Raw genomic sequence first — 22,368 nt, 5'->3', positions numbered from 1 at the left:
AATAAAGAAAGACCACTGTTCGATTTGAATATTCCACGATATAATGGTGAGAGTTTATATCTGAAGAAATATTTACATAAGAAGTGAGGTACTGTATGAAAAAAAGAACGACAGACATTATTTTTATTATTATTGGTGCATTTCTATTTGCGTTAGGTGTCAATTTGTTTGTTATCCCGAATGAGTTCGGTGAAGGCGGGGTAACAGGTATCACGATTATTACGTACTATTTATTTGAGTGGTCACCAGGTTTAGTCAACTTAATATTAAATGCGATTTTGTTAATAGCTGGTTATAAATTTTTAAACAAGATCACAACAATTTATACGATTATCGCTGTAGTTACGAACTCGCTATTTCTTCATTTGACAGAAGGTTGGACGATTACTTCTGATGAAATGCTCGTAAATGCTATTTTCGGTGGAATATTTATTGGGTGCGGGATTGGTCTTATTATTCGCGTTGGCGGAACAACAGCAGGTACTACCATCTTAGCAAGGATGACGCATAAATATTTAGGATGGAGCATTAGTTATGGTTTACTGTTCTTCGATTTAATTGTTGCGTTTTCATCTTATTTCATCATTGGTGCAGAAAAACTGATGATAACAATTATTATGCTATATGTAGCAACGAAAGTGATGGAGTTTGTAATTGAAGGTTTAAATCCGAAGAAAGCCATTACGATTATTTCTGATAACCCGAATGAAATTGCCGGGAAGGTAACTACCTTAATGGGCAGAGGGGTTACTGTGTACTCAGGTCATGGCTATTACACGAAAACTCCGAAGGAAATTCTTTATGTTGTTATTAATAAGCAAGAAGTAGTGAAGCTAAAACGGATTGTTCAAACTACAGATCCGGCTGCGTTCATCGCTATCCACGATGTTCGTGACGTATTTGGAGAAGGATTCGTTGATATTTCTAAAGCATAGAAATTACTTTTCATTAAAATAATCTTAATACTAAAACGTAAGAATTTATTTTGAATAATCTTTTTTCAAAATAGATTCTTTTTTATTTATCTTAAAATGTTGGTTTGTTTTTCTTTTTCTTGCAAAAAATCCAATTGTTTCTTAATGTAAGGATGTAGAAGGATGAACGAGAGAGGGTTTAATGAAGATGATACATATTTTATTAGCTGATGATGATAAGCATATTAGAGAGTTATTACATTACCATTTACAAAAAGAGGGGTTTAAAGTTTTTGAAGCGGAAGATGGAAAGGTAGCGCAAGAAGTATTAGAGAAGGAAAATATTCATCTTGCGATAGTGGACATTATGATGCCGTTTGTTGATGGCTATACGTTATGTGAAGAAATCCGGAAGTATCATGATATACCGGTTATTTTATTAACTGCGAAAGATCAGTTAGTTGATAAAGAAAAAGGATTCATTTCTGGTACGGACGATTATATTGTAAAACCGTTTGAGCCAGCTGAAGTCATTTTTCGTATGAAAGCTTTGTTGCGCCGTTATCAAATGCTGAGTGCAGACATTATTACACTTCACGGGACGACAATTGATCGTAAAGGTGTTGAAGTAAAGTGTAACGGTCAAACGATTTTGCTTCCGCTGAAGGAATTTGAATTATTATCGCAATTAGCTAGTTATCCTGGAAGAACATTTTCAAGAGAAGAGTTAATTGAATTAGTATGGGGAATGGATTTCGAAGGGGACGAACGAACGGTTGACGTTCATGTGAAGAGACTACGAGATCGTTTCTCAAAAAGAACAGATGATTTTCAAATTACGACAGTGCGCGGACTCGGCTATAAGTTGGAGCTGAGATAAGATGAAATCACTATATTCTAGATTTGTTTTTATGACAGTCGGTATTATGCTTCTTAGTAGTATTATCGGTTTTTTATTAACGAACGTATATTATCAAGTGAAGTTAAAACCGTATAATAGTGAAAAGATTTTAAACTATGCTGAGGAAGTTAAATCGTTATATGAAAAGCAAAGTGAAGAAAATAAATATGATTATTTACAATCTATTGCGAAGTTAGGATATGAAATTTATATTGTAGACGACCAAATGAATGGAAAGCGTATCGGCAACGCGTTTCGTAAAATAACGATAAGTGATGATACGGTTCGTAAAGTATTGCAGGGGGAAACGTTTAATGGTGTTTCCACATATCCAACGAGGCTCTTTATTACAGGATTCTTCGATAATGAATTAATTAATAGTGTCGGTGTACCGTTAAAACACGGTGATAAACAGTACGCTTTATTTATTCGTCCTGACATTCAGCAACAATTTGGTGAAATGAGAATTTTCTTAGCGGTTTTACTTGGTTTTATCGTGTTATTAAGTATTATTTTTATTGCGATTGCAGCAGGTTACATCGTTCGCCCAATTCGTAAATTTACGAAAGCTACGCAAAAAATTGCAAGTGGTGAATATGAAATTGAATTAGACGTAAAACGAAAAGATGAAATAGGAACGTTGTCTACAAGCTTTCAAAAGATGACGAAAAGTATTAAAGAATTAGATGAGATGAGACAAGAATTTGTTTCTAACGTTTCGCATGAATTTCAATCGCCGCTTTCTTCCATACAAGGATTTTCGAAAACATTGCAAACAGAAAAGATGAGTGAAGAAGAAAGAAACCATTACTTACAAATTATCGAGGGCGAAAGTAAGCGAATGTCTAGTTTATGTAAACAGTTACTTACGCTAGCTTCTTTAGATAAAGAAGAAAAAGTATTACAAATAAAAGAATTCAATCTACAAAAGCAAATTAAAGACGTCATTTTTATGCTCGAATGGAAATGGCGTGAGAAAGATATCGCTGTTGAATTTGATGTGCCGGACATTACTATAAAAGGTGATGAAAATTTACTACATCAAGTGTGGAGTAACATTTTTACGAATAGCATTAAGTTTTCAAATGATGGTGGGACGATTGAGTTTTTTGTCGAAGAGTTAGAATCTAGTGTCATTATCTCTATATCCGATAACGGGATCGGTATGGAAAAAGAAGAAATGGAACGTATTTTTGATCGTTTTTATAAAGTAGATACGGCAAGGGCAAGAAATGTAGAAGGTAGTGGCTTAGGATTATCAATCGTGCAGAAAATTGTTGAACTGCATAAAGGGGCAGTTTCGGTGTATAGTACGAAAGGGGAAGGGACGACTGTTCGGGTTGAACTTCCGAAATAGATGGAAGAGGCTGTTTGCGAACGCCTCTTCTTTTTTTGTCCGTTATTCTACATGTAAAGTGAAAAAATACGAGTAATCCTATTCTATAATTGGACTTGTTTGTGGAATAAGATTAGGAGGAAGTTTATTTGAAAATGTAGAATCTCTGCATAGTTATAAGGATTTTATTGAAACTTTAACTATTTAGGGAGGAAATTACTTTGAAACGAGTTGACGTGTTATTAAACGTACTAGATTCAACATTCGATAAAGAGAGTTGGTATGCACCGTTTAAACATGCTATAGAAGGACTTACAGCCGAACAGGCTATGTGGAAACCATCTGGTGAGGCAACGAATACCATTTGGGAGAACGTTAATCATCTCATTTATTACAAAGAGAGGCTTGCTGCAAAATTGGAAGGCCATGAATGGACACATAATCTTGACGGTGATGACACCTTTTATCTTACTAAGCAATCTAATGATGACACAGAATGGAAGGAAGTCGTTGAACGTTCTGAAAATGCTCAGCGTAATTTAAGGCAGGTATTAAGTGCAATTTCTGAAAAAGAACTTGAACAAAATTCACTTGAGGGTAAGTTACTGGATATTATGCTTCACGATGCTTATCATACTGGCCAAATTATTCAATTAAGGAAAATGCAGGGGGCATGGCCATCAAAACGTTAACTGAACGTATTAGTTATTCCATTAAAGGGCGCTATTGTTGAATGGAATTTAGATTTTTTAAATGAATTTATTGTTATATGTTTATTTTAGTATCTTACATCCAAAAGTAAACAAGCATAACCCCGTCCTAAATTTAGGACGGGGTTATGCTTGTTTGCGCTTTATAGCAAAAAGAAAATATTTTCTTTATTTGCTATAAGGCAGTATCTTTCACCTGTTCTTCCTTAAACCGAAGCTCAAAAGTATCCTCTGTAATCTTCTGTTCATATTCCGTTCATATTTCTTTTTTATGATAAGTGCATAGAAAGAAAGAGGAAGGAGCGGGCGAAATGTTTTTAGCTCTGCGTGAATTGAAACAATCAAAATTAAGATACGGATTAATCGGACTTATTATGGTGTTATTATCATTTTTAGTCCTTGTTATTTCAGGATTAGCAAATGGATTATCATATGATAATGCGTCATCGATTCAAAATATGGAGGCAAATAAGTTCGTTTTAGCAGATGATGCGGAAAATAAATTACTTCGTTCACAAATTAAGAAAGATGATGTAGATAACGTAGTAAATCAAGTAGGCGAGAAAGAGGCAGTTCCGTTTCGTGTGAAAGTTTCAACGTATGAAAAGAAAGATAGTTCGAAAAAGGTTGATATCGCCATTTTCTCAAGTGAACGTGATACATTTTTAGAACCGAACATTGTAGAGGGGGAGAAATTAGGTACAGCGAACAATGAAATGGTTGCTGACGAATCCATTAAAGAAAAAGGAATCGATATTGGGGATACAATTATCGATCCTGTTTCAAAGAAAGAATTTACAATCGTTGGATTTACGAAAGACCAAATGTTTAGCCATACACCAGTTGTATATGTAAACGAAGATGTATGGGGCGCTATTTCACAACCAAATCAAAAAGATTATAGTGCAATTGCACTTAATACAGATAAAGAGATTAAAAATGCCCATGTTATTGATAAGAAAGAAGTACTGCAAAGTATTCCAGGATTTAAAGAAGAGCAAGGAACATTAACGATGATCATTGCATTCTTACTTGTTATCGCTGCGTTATTAATCGGTGTATTCTTCTACGTCATTACGTTGCAAAAAACACAGCAATTAGGCGTATTAAAAGCAATTGGTACTAAGAACTCGTATTTAGCAAATAGCTTAGTCGTGCAGGCGTTATTCTTATCAGTCGTTGCGATGGTAATCAGTATTGTTCTTGTACAAGGATTAGAACAAATTTTACCAGCAGGTATGCCGTTCTTATTAACAACACCGATGATTGCACAATATGCAGCAATCTTTATCGTCATTAGTATTTTAGGAACACTTATTTCGTTATATCAAGTATTAAAAGTTGATGCATTAGAAGCGATTGGAGGCGGGATGTAATGACTTCATTATTAAAATTAGACAAAGTAAGTAAAGTGTACGGAGAAGGGAATACAGAAGTAACAGCTCTTCATCCGATATCGCTTGATGTGAAAGCTGGAGAATTTATCGGAATCGTCGGTCCTTCTGGATCAGGGAAAAGTACGTTATTATCAATTGCGGGTGCTTTATTATCGCCGTCAAAAGGGGGTATATACATTCGTGAACAAAATATTACGCAGTTATCCGAAAAGGAAATGACAGATATACGTTTGAAAAAGATCGGTTTCATTTTCCAGTTCGCAAACCTTGTTCCGTATTTAAATGTGAAAGAACAGTTACTCTATATTGCAAAGCTGAAAAAAGACAATAAACAAGAGTCTGAAAAGCGTGCGGATCACCTATTAGCGGCATTTGGATTAGGAGAAAGAAAAAATCATTATCCAAATCAACTATCTGGTGGAGAAAAACAAAGGGTGGCAATCGCTCGTGCGTTCATGAACAACCCAGATTTAATACTAGCAGATGAACCAACGGCAAGCTTAGATTCAAAACGTGCGCGTGAAGTCGTTGAAATGATGAAACGCGAAGTGAAAGAAAGTCAAAAAGCAGCCATTATGATTACGCATGATGAAAGAATGCTTGATGTATGTGATCGTATATTGACGCTTAGAGATGGACAGTTAATATAAAGAAAAAGGCCAACCGCACATGCGGTTGGCCTTTGTATAATTGTTTTTAATAAGTATAATGGCTTTATTTTGAGAATAACGTTTTAATTTTATTTCGTGTTACTAATAAAACGCCGCCTAATACAGATAACATACCTAAAGCCATATTATTTGATTGCTCACTACCAGCGTTAGGAAGTTCTCTAGCGTTATTGTTTTTAGTGCTATTATCTGCTTGCGTTTGTTTCGATTGTGATATTTCATTAATTTTGTTATCAACATTTTGCTTCGTTGTATGTAACTCAGCTAATTTGTCGTCTATTTTTTTCTCAGTATGTTTAAAGTCGTTGATTTTAATATCTAAGTCTTGTTTTTTCTTTGTTAAATCGTCTGAAACAGTTTGTTTCGCTTGTTTAATTTCGTTAATTTTATTTAGTAAGTCTTGTCTAGCCTTTTGTAATTCAGCTAGCTTATTTTTCACATCTTGTTTAGCTAGTTCTAAGTTAGCAGAAAGACTATCTAAGTTTCCTTTAATTTTCTTAAGTTCTTCTAACGTGTTACCAGTATTCGGCTTATTTTCTTTTAGCTCAGCAAGTTTATCCTCAGCAGTTTGTTTCGCTTTCTTTAACTCAGCTAATTTTTCATCTACTTGTTTTTTAACTTCCTTAAGTTCATTAACCTTCTGATCGATGTTTTCTTTATGTTGCTTAATTTCATTTACTGTTTCATCGACAGTTTGTTTATGTTCTTTAATCTCATTAACCTTTGTATCAATATTTTCCTTATGTTCTTTTATTTCAGCAACTTTGTCATCTACTTGTTTTTTATGCTCTTTAATTTCAGCGATTTTATCCTCGGCGATTTGTTTGTCTTGCTGAAGTTTTGCATCTAACTCTTGTTTACGTTGTTTCATTTCGTTAATTTTTTCATCAGCAACTTGTTTACGCTCATGTAGTTCATTCACCTTCGTATCAACATTTTCCTTAACTTGGTTAAGTTCATTCAATGTTTGATCAACGTTTTCTTTGTGTTGCTGCAATTTCGCATCTAATTCTTGTCTATGTTGCTTAATTTCAGCTAATCGATCTCCCGTACTTTGCTGAGGAGTAGCATCAGTTACTTCCGCATGAGCTGAGTTTGCGCCAGCAATCATTGCTAAAGCTAGTGTAGACGCAGCAATTGTTTGTTTTGTTTTCATATTTTTGTACCTCTTTTCTTTCATATGCATGAGCAATTTTGTGTAAAATTGAGCATATAGAAGTAGATTATTTTATTATTATATACCATGTTAGGCGCTTAGAGGAAGGATTTGCATAATAATCTCTTATTTTGGGATAGGGGACAAATCTTTAGCTAGATGAACAATTTCTACTATAGTAGTGTTCATATCTTTACTATCGTGAATAACAAACAAATAATCAGCCTTATTTTCTATAGGATCCACCACATCTTCATGTAGTGATTCAACCTGTTATCGATCGAGTACTTCTTTGAAATTAGAATAACCACCTCTAAAAATATTGGTACTTCGCGTGCTTCGAGCTACTCTTTCATAAAGCACATCATCTGGAATGTCAAAGTGAACGAGTATGCATACACATTCATTTTGTGGAATAATTCGTTTAATAAATAGAACCTTCCGTTTTTACTGCGATTAGAGTTACAAATAATAAGGTGTAAACTTGTATGTTCTCTCGCATAATCAACAATGAATTTCGAAAGACCGTGCTTAAATGTATTGGGGCCTTCAGTTGGTTGTAATTTCTCATAATGTGTGTTAATAAATTCTGCTTGGTTATCTTGGTCCATAACGAAAGAATGGGGTAACTCTTTTTCTAATACTTTTGCAAATGTAGTTTTTCCGCTGTGGGTTTTTCCTACTGTAATGATAACTAATCTTTTCATGACAGCCTCCGTTGGTGTTGTTATAAACTGGAATATTCTATGCAAGAAGGAGTATTCCTGCTTGAAAATACACATATTGCTAGAGTGAAGGTGAGCTGAAAACTTGACAAAAAAACTTATTTATGATATAATTTACCAATATAAAAATAAAGTGTATAATAGGGTTCTCCTGGCCAGGGGGACCCTATTTTTGTTGTGAAAATGAAGGAGAGTGTATGTGCGTGAAACAAGGTGAAGCAAGTGTAACGTCGTTAGTATCAGCTTTTGGAAGGGCATATCATAGTGAATTTGATAGTCCTAAAATCTTTGATGATTATGTAGCTAAAGATTTCATTTCACAAAAAGAACTTAACAATATTGAAACGAATATGGTTCAAGGGATACATTTTTTCAATAAAGATATTGCAGAGCAGTTTCAAGATAATCCGAAAGAAATATTAAAATGGATTACACAAGTTCAGTTATCACCAACACCTTTAGCACGTGCAGCATATTGTGAAAAGGTATTACTACATGAAATTACATTAGGAGCAAAACAATACGTCATACTCGGTGCAGGCTTAGATACGTTCAGTTTTAGACGCCGAGAATTAGAAAATAAAATAGAAATATTTGAAGTAGATCATCCTTCTACGCAAGCGTCTAAGAAGGAAAGAATAAAAGAAGCAGAACTTGAAGTTCCAAATAACCTTCATTTTGTTTCAATGGACTTTACGAAAGGATTTTCCTATGAACAGTTACGCAATGAAGGATTTGAAAATAAAAAGACTTTCTTTAGCCTTTTAGGTGTTACGTACTATTTAACGAAAGAGGAACTTACTAGTTTATTAGAATGTTTATTCGAGATGGTTCCGGCAGGCAGTTCTATCGTTTTTGATTATCCCGATGAAAACTTGTTTACGGAAAAGGGACTGTCCAATCGAGTTGAAAACATGGTGAAAATGGCTGCGGTAGGCGGAGAACCGATGAAATCATGTTTTTCTTATGCCGAAATGGAAGCACTGTTAGAGAAGGCGGGCTTACTCATTTATGAGCATTTATCACCAGAGGACATAAATACATTATATTTTGAAGGAAGAAATGATTATTTGAAAGCTTTTGAGACGGTGCATTATGTACATGCGGTGAAAAGGTAAGAAATTAGTAGGCATGGGGAGGAATCTCTGTGTCTTTTTTGTATTAAATTTCCTGCCCTCGAATAAAGAACAGTAAAACCCCTAAGCATGTAGAACTTTGATTTTTATTACAATTTTGTAAGGTTAAGTAATAAAAATCGATAGAACGGGATATTAGAATGGGATACTCTGATTTATGGATAGAATATTCTGAAAAGAGGGTGAAGCAAATGAAGAATAGGCAAAAAGCATTGATAATATGCAAAAGTATTTTATGTTTAATGATTTGTATATTCATTACGAATGAAGTATGGTTTACAAATGTGGTGAGGGCAGAATCGGGCACGTTGACTAATAGAAGTATAGAGAATTTCAAAAAAAAGATGGATGAACAGGTACCAAAATGGCAGGAGAATTATGAGGTACCAGGGGTTGCAATAGGTATCGTACATGAGGGGCGTATTGCTTATACACTTAACTACGGTTATGTAGACAAAAAGACAAAAAAAGCGGTGAGTGATGATACATTGTTTCAAGCTGGTTCTATATCTAAAAGCCTTACAGCGTGGGGAATCTTGCATCTTGTAGATGAAGGTCGTTTATCACTAGATGATCCCGTTGGAAAATATCTGACCAAATGGAAATTACCTAATTCAGAGTTTAATAATAATGAAGTCACGATAAGAAGATTGTTAAGTCATACAGCAGGGCTGTCTGCACATAAAGGATACCTCGGGGTTGTACCAGGGAAACATCTTGACTCTATTGAGGAATCTCTGTCTGGAAAAGGATGGCTTAATGAACCAGTGGAGGTTACCAATAAACCAGGTTCAGAAACAATTTACTCTGGTGGCGGATATACAATTTTACAACTTGTAATTGAAGAGGTTACCGGAATACCGTTTGATCGTTATATGGAAGAACAAATTATGAAACCTTTAGGAATAAAATCTAGTTCATTCTTACAACGTCCTGAAAACCATAACCTTTCGAAAGCTTATGGATATTTTGGAGAGGAGCTCCCTAGTTACCAATTTACCGAACAGGCTGCTGCAGGTCTTAAGACAAATGTTACGGATATGATGACATTGATACTTGCAAGCATGGATGCAAATAATAAAGGGAATGGTGTCATCAAAAGTGAACATGTTGAAGAAATGCAAAAGCTAGTATTAGGGGAGAATGGTTTAGGTATATTTGAAAAAAAACTATCTAATCAATGGAAATTACTTTATCATTCTGGTGACAATCGAGGCTGGCATTCTTTTTATGGTTTCATTCCTAATACAAAGGATGGATTGGTAATCCTTACAAATGGTGAAGGTGGTATAGACTTACGACAGGATATTTACCACGCATGGATTGAATATGAAACGGGAAAATTACCTGAAAGTTACTTCTCTCTAGCTGAGCAGAGAAAAAACAACTCTATTACATCAATTGTTATTGGAGCCACACTTGGTTTATATTTGCTGCTATTTGTGATTAGATTGTACAAAGGTAGAAGAACTTTCATTTTTAAGCAAGAGAAGAGATCCTACATCGGATTAGTAGTTAGGACATTTTTACTTATTATTACTGCTATCCTCGTATTTTGTGCTGCCTATTTGTGGAGAGTTTTCAGCTTGAATTCCGGTAATACAATAAATTTTATTCTAATAATGGTATGGATTATAACATTATTAATTAGTGGATTTTTCCCGAAAATTAAAAGTAATAAAAAACAACGTATGAAACGAAAAGATTTAACATCAAAATTTACATGTATGTAATGTTAAAGGCTAGAAAGCTAGATTGGCGCGAATCTCGAATTGTGGAGTGCAATGAAAAGACAAAATCTCTTAAAAAACAATTAATTTTTCACTCCATTAGCCTTTACAATCTCTCCCTATAATATGAATTGGACAAGCACCTAAGAGAAAGCAGAACATGTCAGTTTGCACATTCTATTAGTAGGGGGAGAATTTGTATGAAAAAGACAGTTGCTTCATTAGCTGTTATGGCGGCATTATTACCGACATTTTCAGCACATGCGGAAGGGAAAGAGCAAGTCCGAAAATCAGCTACAACTTTTAACGTTATTAGTGATATTCAAGGGGATTTAGGGGACTTTGATCACGTGTTAAAAGATATGAACAAAGTGACGCCACTTTCTAGAGCGCTTATTATGAATGGGGATATAACGCCAACTGGACAGCAGTCACAATATGATGATGTGAAGCGTGTGTTAAACAAAAATAAACATCCGGAAAATGTATGGTCAACTGTTGGGAATCATGAGTTTTATGCTGGGAAATGGACAGCTGACGGGAAACTTTCTCAAAATACATGGCCAAATGGTGTAACTGAGGAAACGCTATTTAACCGTTATCTGAAATTCAGTGGGCAAGAAAAGGTATATCATAAAAAAGAATTAGACGGTTATCCGCTTTTATTTTTAGGAACTGAAAAATATATGAAATACCACGATTCAAAAATGTGGGACGAAGTATATATGAGTGATGAACAATTAGGTTGGCTTAAACAAAATTTAGAAGAGTATAGTCAAAAAGATAAAAATAAGCCAATCTTTATTTTCTCTCATCACGTTTTACCTGATACAGTATCTGGATCAAGACAATCACCATATTTACAAGATTATTTAAACGTGGATAAATTGTACGATATATTAAAAGACTATTCGCAAGTTGTTTTCTTCACGAGTCATACGCATTGGGATTTAAACTTACCTGACTGGGCTGGTAAAAAGAAAATTAAAGGCGGAGATGAAAAAGGTTTCACTGTTGTAAATACGGGCGGGATTGAAACAGGCTGGATGTCAGCAGGACCAAATGGTGGAGAGAAAACTGCTCCTGATGGATATTCATTTAAACAAGGACTGCAAGTGAAAGCATACGGTAACGATGTTGTCGTAACGGCTTACGATTATAAACGTGATAAGGATATTAAGAAATTATTAGTTAGTGATTCAAAAGTTGCGCAAATGGCACCAAATGTAACAGCTGACGATAGTAAAAACGTAATTGCCGGTGCAACTGAATACATGGAGTACTCTATAGAAGGAACGAATGAGTGGTATACGTATAATAAAGCAAATCCTCCGAAATTTGATGGAGATAAAACTGTATACGTACGTCATAAAGGTGAAATGAATTTAGAGCCGGGATTAACGCAGTTACTTCGTTTTTCGGTAAATAAGTGATTGGAGGGAGTCCACATTTGAATGTGTGGGCTCTTTTTTTGTTGATGAGAAATGGGTGCTTGTCTGTCGTTTTTTGTCGATAGATCGATATATTAAGAAAATCGTTGATATAAATTTCATGTACCGTAATTAAGTTAAAATCATTAATACGGTTTTACTTATCAAAATGAAATTCTAATACATTTTTAATCCAGAAAGATGACTTCATCATTTTTACATGTAATAATAGTATCGTTACATATATTGTGAAAGAAGTACAAAAGGAGCGTTACAATGAATTTAGCTAAATTCCCGAGAAAAAAATATACAGAATCATATACACCGATTGAAAAGTTAAACAATTTTTCTGAAGTACTTGGTGGGCCGACTATTTATTTTAAACGAGATGATTTACTTGGTTTAACAGCTGGTGGTAATAAGACAAGAAAGTTAGAGTTTCTAGTTGCGGATGCACAGGAAAAGGGTGCAGATACGTTAATTACAGCTGGTGGTATTCAGTCAAATCATTGCCGTCTGACACTGGCAGCTGCGGTAAAAGAAAAAATGAAATGTATCCTTGTATTAGAGGAAGGGCTTGAGCCAGAAGAGAAGCCAGACTTTAACGGAAACTATTTCTTATATCACTTATTAGGTGCTGAAAACGTAATTGTTGTACCAAACGGAGCAGATCTTATGGAAGAGATGCAGAAGGTAGCAAAAGAAGTAGGTGAAAAAGGTAGTACACCATATGTAATACCAGTTGGTGGATCAAACCCTACTGGCGCAATGGGATACGTTGCTTGTGCGCAAGAAATTATGGCGCAATCATTCGAGCAAGGAATTGATTTCAGTACAGTTGTTTGTGTAAGTGGTAGCGCGGGTATGCATGCTGGTTTAATTACTGGCTTTTCTGGAACGCAAAGCCAGATTCCTGTAATCGGAATTAACGTAAGTAGAGGAAAAGCTGAGCAAGAAGAGAAAGTTGCAAAACTTGTAGCTGAAACTTCAGCTCACGTTGGTATCCCAAACTTTATCCCGCGCGAAGCCGTTACATGCTTTGATGAATATGTAGGACCAGGATACGCTTTACCAACACCAGAAATGGTTGAAGCAGTTCAGTTACTTGCGAAAACTGAAGGTATTTTACTTGATCCAGTGTATACAGGTAAAGCAGTGGCGGGACTCATTGACTTAATTAGGAAAGGTACATTTAATAAAGAAGATAACATTTTATTCGTACATTCAGGTGGCTCGCCAGCTTTATATGCGAATACATCTCTATTTGCGAAAGTGTAAAAAGCATTGGGTATCCAATGCTTTTTTTGTTATATAGCGAAATTGTTAGAAGGTGAGAAGTGGATTACATGGGTTCAAATGTAAAGTAATTCAGATATCGTTATAATCGATTGTTTAAAAATGTTATGAGATGGGCCTTAGTATGTATAAAGTTCGTTCTGTTTGCTACTGTTTTGTTTGATGTTCAGTATTTTATTACTAGATTAGCAAGTGATAAATTCAATAAGTTTTAAAAAGTTATAGGTGTTAGTTTGATTAAAGTATTGCTACAAATATTGACTTTATAAATAGAAGAAACCCAAACAATTTAATCAAAATGTTTGGGTTTTAATTTTAGATTCTTTACATTTTTATAAAAAAGATTGATCGTTTTATGTGGCCTACTTAAATATTTTGTCATTTTTAAAAAAAGTTCATTTATATATTCCTTCAAAATCTTATTTACATGTGTATAAAGGATTTAGTCAATAAAGAAGATTTAAAATGTTATGGTGAGAAAAGGGAATTGTTAAAAAGAGAATATCTATTCGAAGAGTTTGGCAAAATACTGCAAGGATAAAGTATTCTTGTGCAGATATGCAAACGATTTAAACGAATCAATGAAATTTATAATGAGGGAGCAAACAAATATATGAGTGAAACATTACATAAAAGAAAACCACCATATTTAATGCTTGTAATTCTTTTTATTGGGGCCTTTGTTTCATTTCTAAATAACTCGCTTTTAAATGTAGCTTTGCCATCAATAATGAAAGATTTAGACATTCAAGATTATTCAACAATCCAGTGGCTTTCTACAGGATATATGCTTGTTAGTGGTATATTAATTCCGGCCTCAGCATTTTTAATAACCCGCTTCTCAAATAGGAGCTTATTTATTACATCCATGGTGATTTTTATTCTTGGTACTGCCTTAGCGGCTGTAGCACCGAACTTTGGCTTATTACTTACTGGTCGGATGGTTCAAGCGGCAGGCTCTTCAGTTATGGGACCTTTGTTAATGAATATTATGCTAGTAAGCTTTCCGAGAGAAAAAAGGGGAACAGCAATGGGGATTTTTGGACTAGTTATGATTACAGCTCCAGCAATTGGACCGACACTATCAGGTTATATTGTAGAGTATTATGACTGGCGTTTGCTTTTTGAAATGATTTTACCGTTAGCAATCATTAGCTTACTATTAGGGATTTGGAAATCTGAAAATGTCATGAAACAAAACAAAAATGCAAAACTTGATTATCTCTCATTATTATTATCTTCTATCGGTTTTGGCGGTTTGTTATATGGGTTCAGTTCTGCAAGCTCAGATGGTTGGACGGATACAGTTGTCGTAACAACTTTAACCATAGGCGCTATTGCCCTAACTGCTTTCATTATCCGTCAATTAAAAATGAATGAACCGTTATTGGATTTACGTGTTTACAAGTACCCAATGTTTGCACTTGCATCTGTAATTGCAATTGTCAATGCGGTGGCCATGTTTTCAGGTATGATTTTAACACCAGCTTATGTACAAAACGTCCGTGGCATTTCGCCGCTGAACTCTGGGCTGATGATGCTTCCGGGTGCGGTAATAATGGGGGTTATGTCACCAATTACAGGTAAACTATTTGATAAATATGGCCCTCGGATTCTTGGCATAGTAGGACTTTCCATTACAGCTGTTTCAACTTATATGCTGGCAAACCTGCAACTCGACTCTAGTCACACGCATATTATTCTTATTTATACACTGCGGATGTTTGGGATGGCGATGGTGATGATGCCGCTTATGACAAATGGTCTTAATCAATTGCCAACTCGCTTAAATCCGCACGGTACAGCTGTTAATAATACAGCTCAACAAGTATCCGGTTCGATTGGTACTGCTATTCTTGTTACGATTATGAATTCTGTAACAACAACAAAAGCTGAAAGTTTAATGTCTGATGTAGATCCAACAACCTTCACAGAAGCTACGAAGGCAATGTTAACGCAGAAGGCTTTATTATCCGGAATTCAGCATTCATTCTATGTAGCGCTTGGCATGAATGTTGTAGCACTACTATTAGTTTTTTTCGTTAAACGTGTAGATACAAGTGCGGAAGCTGTCGAGAGGTTAAATCGTTAAAGCAAAAAAACTCTTGATAATGATTCCTATAAGTTTCTTGCTGATTAGTTAGGCTGTGAAGAAATACAATTTTTTGTTGCTAAGGCGTCGGTATTTAAAGTTGGAAAAGAACCAGTGAAATAATTATATATAGTAAAAAGGATCTGATATTCATATCAGATCCTTTCAGATTGAAGACAAACACATTGTTCAATTAAATAATGTGTTTGTTTTTTATCTATTTCTCTATCCTTCTCAACCTTTTTATTCGGTGTTTTTTTATTTTTACTCAATATTTTCTACATGTAAACACTTAGTTTCACAGTAATAGCCTTTGCCACCAACATAAACTTTTTCTATTTCATTCTTGCTATTGGTTGCTAATTTAACTAATATTTCGGAAGGCGAGTGTAAAGAATAACCTTGTTCAAATACATAGACTTCTTTTTGTAAGTAGTGCTGTTCATAAAGGTAGCAAGCTAATGCACCGTTTGAAGTTCCAGTCGCTGCTTCTTCATTGATATCGTATAGTGGAGCAAAGTTTCTGCATATAATTCGATTGTCATTAAAAGTATATAGATGCATCCCGACAACATTATAATACTTGCTGATTTTTTTAATTTTTTCAAAATTAGGTTGCATTGTATGTAATTGTGTTTCGCTTTTTATAGGAATTAAAATATCTTTTAAGCCCGTGGAGACAATTTGAATTGGGTATTTATTGTCTATATCTTTAATGTCAAAGCAGTCGATAAACTCATTTGGAGATATAACATCATAGAATATCGGTTCGTTTTGTTCCATGAATATGATGTCCTCTTTTATGGTAATAGTAAGAACACCGCTGTTCGTTTCAATCGTATAGCGATTCTTGAAAAGTTTATTTAAATGCATCAGTATCGTGAAAGAGCCAATTGTGGCATGCCCACATAAATCAACTTCTTCTTTTGGTGTAAAATACTCAATTTTATAATCAGCAATTTCAGATTCTGATATAAATGCGGTTTCCGCATAGCCCAGTTGTTTGGCTATTGCCATTTTTTGAGTAGTGGTCAATGTATTCTCCATAAATACCACTCCTGCTTTATTTCCGCCTTTATGATCCTTGCTAAATGCACTTGCAACATAAACAGATATTTTCATAAGACACCTTCCTCACTTATAGTAAATTGTAACATGGAAAGCACTACGTATAAATGTTGTTGGATAAATTTACTATAAAGCAAGAGACAAACTATTTTTTAGCATCGGAACTCTCTGGAAATAGTTTCACTAGTCAAACATTACTTACTTATCGTATTTGTTTGACTGGACATTAAAAACTATGGGCTTTCCAAATACTACAATCTTAAGCTCATCAACTTCTTTGTTTTGGGTGTTCGCTTTTCTTAGCTTGACGGATATGTAGTGCAACTGTAGCTGTAAAATAAAGTGTGATCAAAATATGTGGGGAGTTTTTAGATTATCTTTTAACACCAACATCATAATGCTCCAATTATAATAATTCGCTTCATTGTAAGTTAGTATTTTTTTCTGCAAATTATAAATCTAATGTCAACAAACAACTTAGATTACCAACCTTATAAGCAATATCATAATCATGAATAGTTAGGGAAAAGATAAAGTAAGGTAATCAATTACATATCTTTATCTCAGACGATTGCTTGCTATCTTCTCTTTATTGAATGGGATATTTTATCCCGCTATTTGCCGGACAGTAAGACCTCCACCTCAAAATTCAGCGGAAGCAAAGAAGTTAGGTAGGGGCCCTGCTGCCCGTAAAAGCCCGATTGGTGAGGGCTGATTAAAGTTTCACTTTATTTCATGCTTTTTGAAAGGGTGTTTTTAATGGATAAAAAAGTATCTGCCATTCCTCAGCCGAAAACATATGGACCGCTGGGGAATCTCCCATTAATCGACAAAGATAAACCGACCTTATCTTTTATCAAGATAGCGGAAGAGTATGGTCCTATTTTTCAAATTCAAACTTTAAGTGATACTATCATTGTCGTTTCTGGACATGAACTGGTAGCAGAAGTCTGTGATGAAACAAGGTTCGATAAAAGTATAGATGGTGCTTTAGCGAAAGTTCGTGCCTTTGCTGGAGACGGATTATTTACAAGCGAGACTGACGAGCCTAACTGGAAAAAAGCTCATAATATTTTGATGCCTACATTCAGCCAACGGGCAATGAAAGATTACCATGCCATGATGGTCGATATTGCTGTACAACTCGTTCAAAAATGGGCAAGACTGAATCCGAATGAAAACGTAGATGTTCCGGAGGATATGACCCGCCTTACATTGGATACAATTGGTCTATGTGGTTTTAATTACCGATTTAATAGCTTTTATCGTGAGACCTCTCATCCTTTTATCACTAGCATGAGCCGTGCTCTAGATGAAGCGATGCACCAATTACAGCGACTGGATATAGAAGACAAACTCATGTGGAGAACGAAACGTCAATTTCAGCATGATATCCAATCCATGTTTTCTTTAGTAGATAATATTATTGCTGAACGTAAAAGTAATGGAAATCAAGAAGAAAATGATTTACTTGCCCGTATGTTAAATGTGCAGGATCCGGAAACTGGTGAAAAATTAGATGATGAAAATATTCGTTTTCAAATTATCACTTTTTTAATAGCTGGGCATGAGACAACAAGTGGATTGTTATCTTTTGCAATCTATTTTTTATTAAAGAATCCGGATAAGTTGAAAAAAGCCTATGAAGAAGTAGATCGGGTATTGACAGATCCTACTCCAACATATCAACAAGTTATGAAACTTAAGTACATACGGATGATTTTAAATGAATCGCTACGTCTATGGCCTACTGCTCCAGCATTCAGTCTCTATGCAAAAGAAGATACAGTAATTGGTGGGAAATATCCAATTAAGAAAGGAGAAGATCGCATTTCTGTTCTTATTCCACAGCTACATAGGGATAAAGATGCATGGGGAGACAATGTGGAAGAATTCCAACCTGAACGATTTGAAGAGCCGGATAAGGTTCCTCATCATGCTTATAAGCCATTTGGAAATGGTCAACGAGCATGTATCGGTATGCAGTTTGCACTTCATGAAGCCACTCTCGTAATGGGAATGCTTCTTCAACATTTTGAATTAATCGATTATCAAAACTATCAGCTGGACGTAAAACAAACATTAACGCTAAAGCCCGGTGATTTTAAAATTAGGATTCTACCCCGAAATCAAACTATCAGTCATACTACTGTTCTTGCGCCTACAGAGGAGAAACTGAAAAACCATGAAATCGAACAGCAAGTTCAGAAGACTCCTTCTATTATTGGAGCTGATAATCTTTCGCTGCTTGTTCTGTATGGCTCGGATACAGGGGTAGCAGAAGGTATTGCAAGAGAACTAGCAGATACAGCTAGTTTAGAAGGTGTTCAAACGGAAGTAGTAGCTCTTAACGAGCGAATTGGAATTCTGCCAAAAGAAGGAGCAGTTCTTATTGTAACTTCATCTTATAATGGAAAGCCACCAAGTAATGCAGGGCAGTTTGTGCAGTGGTTGGAGGAATTAAAACCGGATGAGCTAAAAGGTGTTCAATACGCAGTTTTTGGTTGTGGAGATCACAATTGGGCTAGTACTTATCAGCGGATTCCAAGATACATTGATGAGCAAATGGCTCAAAAAGGAGCAACGAGATTCTCTAAACGCGGAGAAGCGGATGCAAGTGGTGATTTCGAGGAACAACTCGAGCAATGGAAACAAAGCATGTGGTCTGATGCGATGAGGGCATTTGGACTAGAACTTAACAAAAATATGGAAAAAGAGCGCAGTACTTTGAGTCTGCAATTTGTTAGTCGTCTTGGAGGATCTCCTCTTGCCCGAACATATGAAGCAGTTTATGCATCTATACTAGAAAATCATGAACTCCAATCATCCAGCAGTGATAGAAGTACGCGGCATATCGAGGTATCCTTGCCAGAAGGTGCTACGTATCAAGAAGGAGACCACCTTGGAGTGCTACCAATTAATAGCGAGAAAAATGTTAACCGAATTTTAAAACGCTTTGGATTAAATGGGAAGGATCAAGTCATACTGAGCGCAAGTGGGCGCAGTGTAAATCACATACCTTTAGACAGTCCTGTTAGTTTGTTTGACCTTATTAGTTATAGTGTCGAAGTGCAAGAAGCAGCCACTCGAGCACAAATACGAGAAATGGTGACATTCACAGCATGCCCTCCTCATAAAAAGGAATTGGAATCATTATTGGAAGAAGGAGTTTATCATGAAAGAATATTAAAGAAACGTATTTCAATGTTGGATCTGCTTGAAAAGTATGAGGCTTGTGAAATCCGATTTGAACGATTTTTAGAACTTCTTCCTGCGCTCAAACCGCGTTACTATTCTATTTCAAGCTCGCCACTCGTTGCACAGGATCGTCTGAGCATTACGGTTGGTGTTGTTAATGCACCTGCATGGAGTGGGGAAGGGACATATGAAGGCGTCGCTTCTAATTATTTAGCTCAGCGTCATAATAAAGATGAAATTATCTGTTTCATTCGAACGCCACAATCAAACTTTCAATTGCCTGAAAATCCAGAAACACCAATTATCATGGTGGGACCAGGTACTGGAATTGCACCATTCCGTGGATTCTTGCAAGCGCGTCGTGTTCAAAAGCAAAAAGGTATTAACTTAGGACAAGCGCATCTATATTTTGGTTGTCGTCATCCTGAAAAAGATTATCTTTATCGTACAGAACTAGAAAATGATGAAAGAGATGGATTAATCTCTTTACACACAGCTTTTTCTCGTCTAGAGGGAGAGCCAAAAACATATGTACAGCATTTAATAAAACAGGATAGAATCAATTTAATTTCGTTATTAGATAATGGAGCTCATCTTTATATATGTGGTGATGGAAGTAAAATGGCTCCGGATGTAGAAGATACCCTTTGTCAAGCATATGAAGAAATTCATGAAGTTAGTGAACAAGAAGCAAGGAATTGGTTGGATCATTTGCAACATGAAGGACGATACGGGAAAGATGTTTGGACTGGAATATAAATGATCCTTAATTAGATAAGTAATCTGTAACGAATGAACTTTTTTCGACTAAATGTTACTTTACAAAATAAACGTATGGATAAAAATCCCGTATTTTTTATGGAATACGGGATTTTTCTATTTTTTAATAAGCTGGACTGATATTGTAGAAAAAGAAAAAATCTCATATGAAACTAAATTAGAGTGTTACACATAGAGTAGGGCCGTTCTATTAAAAAACTAAGTTTGATTAAATAAATGCGATAAAATCTTGTCAAAAATAATGAAATTTCAGGAAAAATAAGGTACACTAGTCAATGGTTTTGGTTTAAAATCGATTGACGTTAATGTCTATGGGGGAAAAATTGATGAACAACAATACAGTAAATGAATCAGTTGAAGAAGTTCATAAAAAACGAGTAAGATCAAGAAAACGTTTTCCAAATTGGAAATTTATCGCAGCGGGTGTTGGTATAATTGCGCTTCTCGTTGGGGGAGTGAGTTATTATCAGGCAACTCACTTCAATTCGAATGTTACGATTAATGACACCAAAGTTGGTGGTATGAGTGCTGATCAGGCAATACAGAAATTAAAAACATCTGGACTAGCAAATAAAGTCTATGTCGATCAACAACAAATTTTAGATGAAAAAGAGACAAAAACAGAACTTACGGAAAAAGATTTGCCTCAAGTTAAGAAGCTATTAAAAAGCCAGTGGACATTTTTCCCTTCCTCAAAGGAAAAAAATTATTCAGTGCTACCGGAAAAGGCGGATCAGTATCGTAGTGAAACGATGAAAAAACTTGTAGAAGAAAAGCTCGTTTCTATGAATAAAGAATTAAAAGCACCTCAAGATGCTATGGCGAAGCTTGAACAAGGAAAAATTGTTATTTCGAAGAGCGTTGATGGAAAACAGTATGACGTTACTAGTCTATTGAAAGATTACGACAAGCAGAAATATAAAAGCGAAATTCATCTGAAGTCTACATACATACAGCCTATTAAAGAAGACGATCCAATTATCAAAAAAGAGGAGCAAGCACTACAGAATCTTCTTGGGCAGTCCGTTGAATATAAAGTACAGAATGAAGTGTATCCTTTAAAAGCGAAAGATTTAATTCAAAATGCCTCTATGTCAAAGGATATGAAAGTGACAATCGATGCGAGTGACATTAAGAAAAAGATTACTGAAATTAATAATGCTAAATCAACATTAAATAAAAATTTCAGCTTTAAAACCCATTCCGGTTCGGTTATATCAGTAAAAGGACAAGGCTACGGCTGGGCACTAGATGTTGAAAAAGAAACAAAACAAGTTCAACAAGCTTTTGAAAAGGGTGAAAAATCGCTATCTGCTTCTAATATTCACGGAAATGGTTGGGAGAAGGAAGGTATCGGTTATGAAACAACAGCGAATAACGGTATTGGAGACACGTATGCGGAAGTTTCAATTGCAGATCAACAAATTTGGATTTATAAAGATGGCAAATTAGCAGTCACAACAAATGTAGTAACTGGTAAACATAGCACGAGTGAAGATACATCACCAGGTGTGTGGTACGTTCTGTATAAACGAACACCATACACGTTGAAAGGAAGCGCAGTAGGTAAAGCTGATTATGCAGTTAAAGTAGATTACTGGGTACCATTCACAAATAGCGGTCAAGGATTCCATGATGCTGGCTGGCGAACAAATTGGGCGAATAATGCCTATTTAACAGGGGGATCAGGTGGGTGTGTTAACCTTCTTCCTAATGTTGCAAAAACTGTGTATGATAATTTGAACACGTATGATCCAGTTATCGTGTACTAGAAAATAGCAATCTTGCGTGAAGCGATGTATGAAGAACTTAAATTAAAAAAAGAAGC

Annotated in this window: 15 protein-coding genes and 1 pseudogene; 13 read left to right on the top strand and 3 right to left on the bottom strand. The window is 35.4% G+C overall.

All coding sequences use genetic code 11. The features are described 5' to 3' along the window. The first annotated feature begins 95 nt into the window (after positions 1-95). The 6 genes from JDS92_RS00980 (at position 96) to JDS92_RS00955 (ending at position 5,908) form a co-directional block, all read left to right on the top strand. Positions 96-935: a YitT family protein gene (locus JDS92_RS00980; RefSeq protein ID WP_000747489.1), complete on the top strand. Its 840-nt coding sequence runs from the start codon at positions 96-98 to the stop codon at positions 933-935. 181 nt (positions 936-1,116) lie between these two features. Continuing rightward, positions 1,117-1,794, top strand: a complete 678-nt coding sequence (locus JDS92_RS00975; RefSeq protein ID WP_097926824.1) for a response regulator transcription factor — start codon at positions 1,117-1,119, stop codon at positions 1,792-1,794. Between the two features lies 1 nt (position 1,795). Then, entirely contained in the window at positions 1,796-3,172 is a 1,377-nt protein-coding gene (locus JDS92_RS00970) for a sensor histidine kinase (RefSeq protein ID WP_199631366.1), read from the top strand. A 200-nt stretch (positions 3,173-3,372) separates the two neighbouring features. Then, positions 3,373-3,843 (top strand): DinB family protein, encoded by a 471-nt coding sequence (locus JDS92_RS00965; protein WP_098710876.1) that lies wholly within the window; start codon positions 3,373-3,375, stop codon positions 3,841-3,843. Between the two features lie 329 nt (positions 3,844-4,172). Further along, positions 4,173-5,237, top strand: a complete 1,065-nt coding sequence (locus tag JDS92_RS00960) for an ABC transporter permease (protein WP_097952216.1) — start codon at positions 4,173-4,175, stop codon at positions 5,235-5,237. After that, positions 5,237-5,908: an ABC transporter ATP-binding protein gene (locus tag JDS92_RS00955; protein ID WP_098911785.1), complete on the top strand. Its 672-nt coding sequence runs from the start codon at positions 5,237-5,239 to the stop codon at positions 5,906-5,908. Before JDS92_RS00960 ends, JDS92_RS00955 begins: the two co-directional genes overlap by 1 nt. Before the next feature lie 64 nt (positions 5,909-5,972). Here JDS92_RS00955 and JDS92_RS00950 read toward each other — a convergent pair whose 3' ends face one another. Both JDS92_RS00950 and JDS92_RS30665 read right to left on the bottom strand, forming a co-directional pair. Then, positions 5,973-7,085 (bottom strand): LPXTG cell wall anchor domain-containing protein, encoded by a 1,113-nt coding sequence (locus JDS92_RS00950; RefSeq protein ID WP_000851028.1) that lies wholly within the window; start codon positions 7,083-7,085, stop codon positions 5,973-5,975. A 126-nt stretch (positions 7,086-7,211) separates the two neighbouring features. Beyond that, a pseudogene (locus tag JDS92_RS30665) lies at positions 7,212-7,792 on the bottom strand (AAA family ATPase). A 215-nt stretch (positions 7,793-8,007) separates the two neighbouring features. Between JDS92_RS30665 and JDS92_RS00935 the strand changes: the two are divergent. From JDS92_RS00935 to JDS92_RS00915, 5 genes are all read left to right on the top strand, one after another. After that, positions 8,008-8,928 carry a class I SAM-dependent methyltransferase gene (locus JDS92_RS00935; protein WP_097959506.1) on the top strand — a complete coding sequence of 307 codons (921 nt, stop codon included), beginning with the start codon at positions 8,008-8,010 and terminating at the stop codon, positions 8,926-8,928. Positions 8,929-9,137: 209 nt separating this feature from the next. Next, entirely contained in the window at positions 9,138-10,679 is a 1,542-nt protein-coding gene (locus tag JDS92_RS00930; RefSeq protein WP_199631364.1) for a serine hydrolase domain-containing protein, read from the top strand. A gap of 197 nt (positions 10,680-10,876) precedes the next feature. Next, positions 10,877-12,109, top strand: a complete 1,233-nt coding sequence (locus JDS92_RS00925) for a DUF4073 domain-containing protein (protein WP_199631363.1) — start codon at positions 10,877-10,879, stop codon at positions 12,107-12,109. Between the two features lie 273 nt (positions 12,110-12,382). Beyond that, entirely contained in the window at positions 12,383-13,384 is a 1,002-nt protein-coding gene (gene cuyA / locus JDS92_RS00920) for a D-cysteate sulfo-lyase (RefSeq protein WP_199631362.1), read from the top strand. A 631-nt stretch (positions 13,385-14,015) separates the two neighbouring features. Next, positions 14,016-15,494: an MDR family MFS transporter gene (locus tag JDS92_RS00915; RefSeq protein WP_016108761.1), complete on the top strand. Its 1,479-nt coding sequence runs from the start codon at positions 14,016-14,018 to the stop codon at positions 15,492-15,494. A 264-nt stretch (positions 15,495-15,758) separates the two neighbouring features. Here the strand turns inward: JDS92_RS00915 and JDS92_RS00910 are convergent, their stop codons facing one another. After that, positions 15,759-16,616, bottom strand: a complete 858-nt coding sequence (locus JDS92_RS00910) for a PhzF family phenazine biosynthesis protein (protein ID WP_000704338.1) — start codon at positions 16,614-16,616, stop codon at positions 15,759-15,761. Between the two features lie 705 nt (positions 16,617-17,321). On the opposite strand from JDS92_RS00910, the gene cypD reads away from it, so the two are divergent. After that, entirely contained in the window at positions 17,322-20,519 is a 3,198-nt protein-coding gene (cypD, locus tag JDS92_RS00905; protein WP_199631361.1) for a bifunctional P-450/NADPH--P450 reductase, read from the top strand. Between the two features lie 347 nt (positions 20,520-20,866). After that, positions 20,867-22,312, top strand: coding sequence for a L,D-transpeptidase family protein (locus JDS92_RS00900; RefSeq protein ID WP_097952197.1), 1,446 nt, complete (start codon positions 20,867-20,869; stop codon positions 22,310-22,312). Positions 22,313-22,368: the final 56 nt, after the last annotated feature.

Source organism: Bacillus cereus group sp. N12, assembly GCF_016483575.1.
GTDB classification, from domain to species: Bacteria; Bacillota; Bacilli; order Bacillales; family Bacillaceae_G; genus Bacillus_A; species Bacillus_A toyonensis.
The sequence above is the reverse complement of the archived record's forward strand: the minus strand, read 5'-3'. Positions and strand labels throughout refer to the sequence as shown.

What these genes read in the sequence shown, in the direction of transcription:
- JDS92_RS00980 (WP_000747489.1), top strand. Translation starts at nt 96, where the DNA reads ATGAAAAAAAGAACGACAGACATTATTTTTATTATTATTGGTGCATTT.
- JDS92_RS00975 (WP_097926824.1), top strand. Translation starts at nt 1,117, where the DNA reads ATGAAGATGATACATATTTTATTAGCTGATGATGATAAGCATATTAGA.
- JDS92_RS00970 (WP_199631366.1), top strand. Translation starts at nt 1,796, where the DNA reads ATGAAATCACTATATTCTAGATTTGTTTTTATGACAGTCGGTATTATG.
- JDS92_RS00960 (WP_097952216.1), top strand. Translation starts at nt 4,173, where the DNA reads ATGTTTTTAGCTCTGCGTGAATTGAAACAATCAAAATTAAGATACGGA.
- JDS92_RS00955 (WP_098911785.1), top strand. Translation starts at nt 5,237, where the DNA reads ATGACTTCATTATTAAAATTAGACAAAGTAAGTAAAGTGTACGGAGAA.
- JDS92_RS00950 (WP_000851028.1), bottom strand. Translation starts at nt 7,085, where the DNA reads ATGAAAACAAAACAAACAATTGCTGCGTCTACACTAGCTTTAGCAATG.
- JDS92_RS00935 (WP_097959506.1), top strand. Translation starts at nt 8,008, where the DNA reads ATGTGCGTGAAACAAGGTGAAGCAAGTGTAACGTCGTTAGTATCAGCT.
- JDS92_RS00930 (WP_199631364.1), top strand. Translation starts at nt 9,138, where the DNA reads ATGAAGAATAGGCAAAAAGCATTGATAATATGCAAAAGTATTTTATGT.
- JDS92_RS00925 (WP_199631363.1), top strand. Translation starts at nt 10,877, where the DNA reads ATGAAAAAGACAGTTGCTTCATTAGCTGTTATGGCGGCATTATTACCG.
- cuyA (WP_199631362.1), top strand. Translation starts at nt 12,383, where the DNA reads ATGAATTTAGCTAAATTCCCGAGAAAAAAATATACAGAATCATATACA.
- JDS92_RS00915 (WP_016108761.1), top strand. Translation starts at nt 14,016, where the DNA reads ATGAGTGAAACATTACATAAAAGAAAACCACCATATTTAATGCTTGTA.
- JDS92_RS00910 (WP_000704338.1), bottom strand. Translation starts at nt 16,616, where the DNA reads ATGAAAATATCTGTTTATGTTGCAAGTGCATTTAGCAAGGATCATAAA.
- cypD (WP_199631361.1), top strand. Translation starts at nt 17,322, where the DNA reads ATGGATAAAAAAGTATCTGCCATTCCTCAGCCGAAAACATATGGACCG.
- JDS92_RS00900 (WP_097952197.1), top strand. Translation starts at nt 20,867, where the DNA reads ATGAACAACAATACAGTAAATGAATCAGTTGAAGAAGTTCATAAAAAA.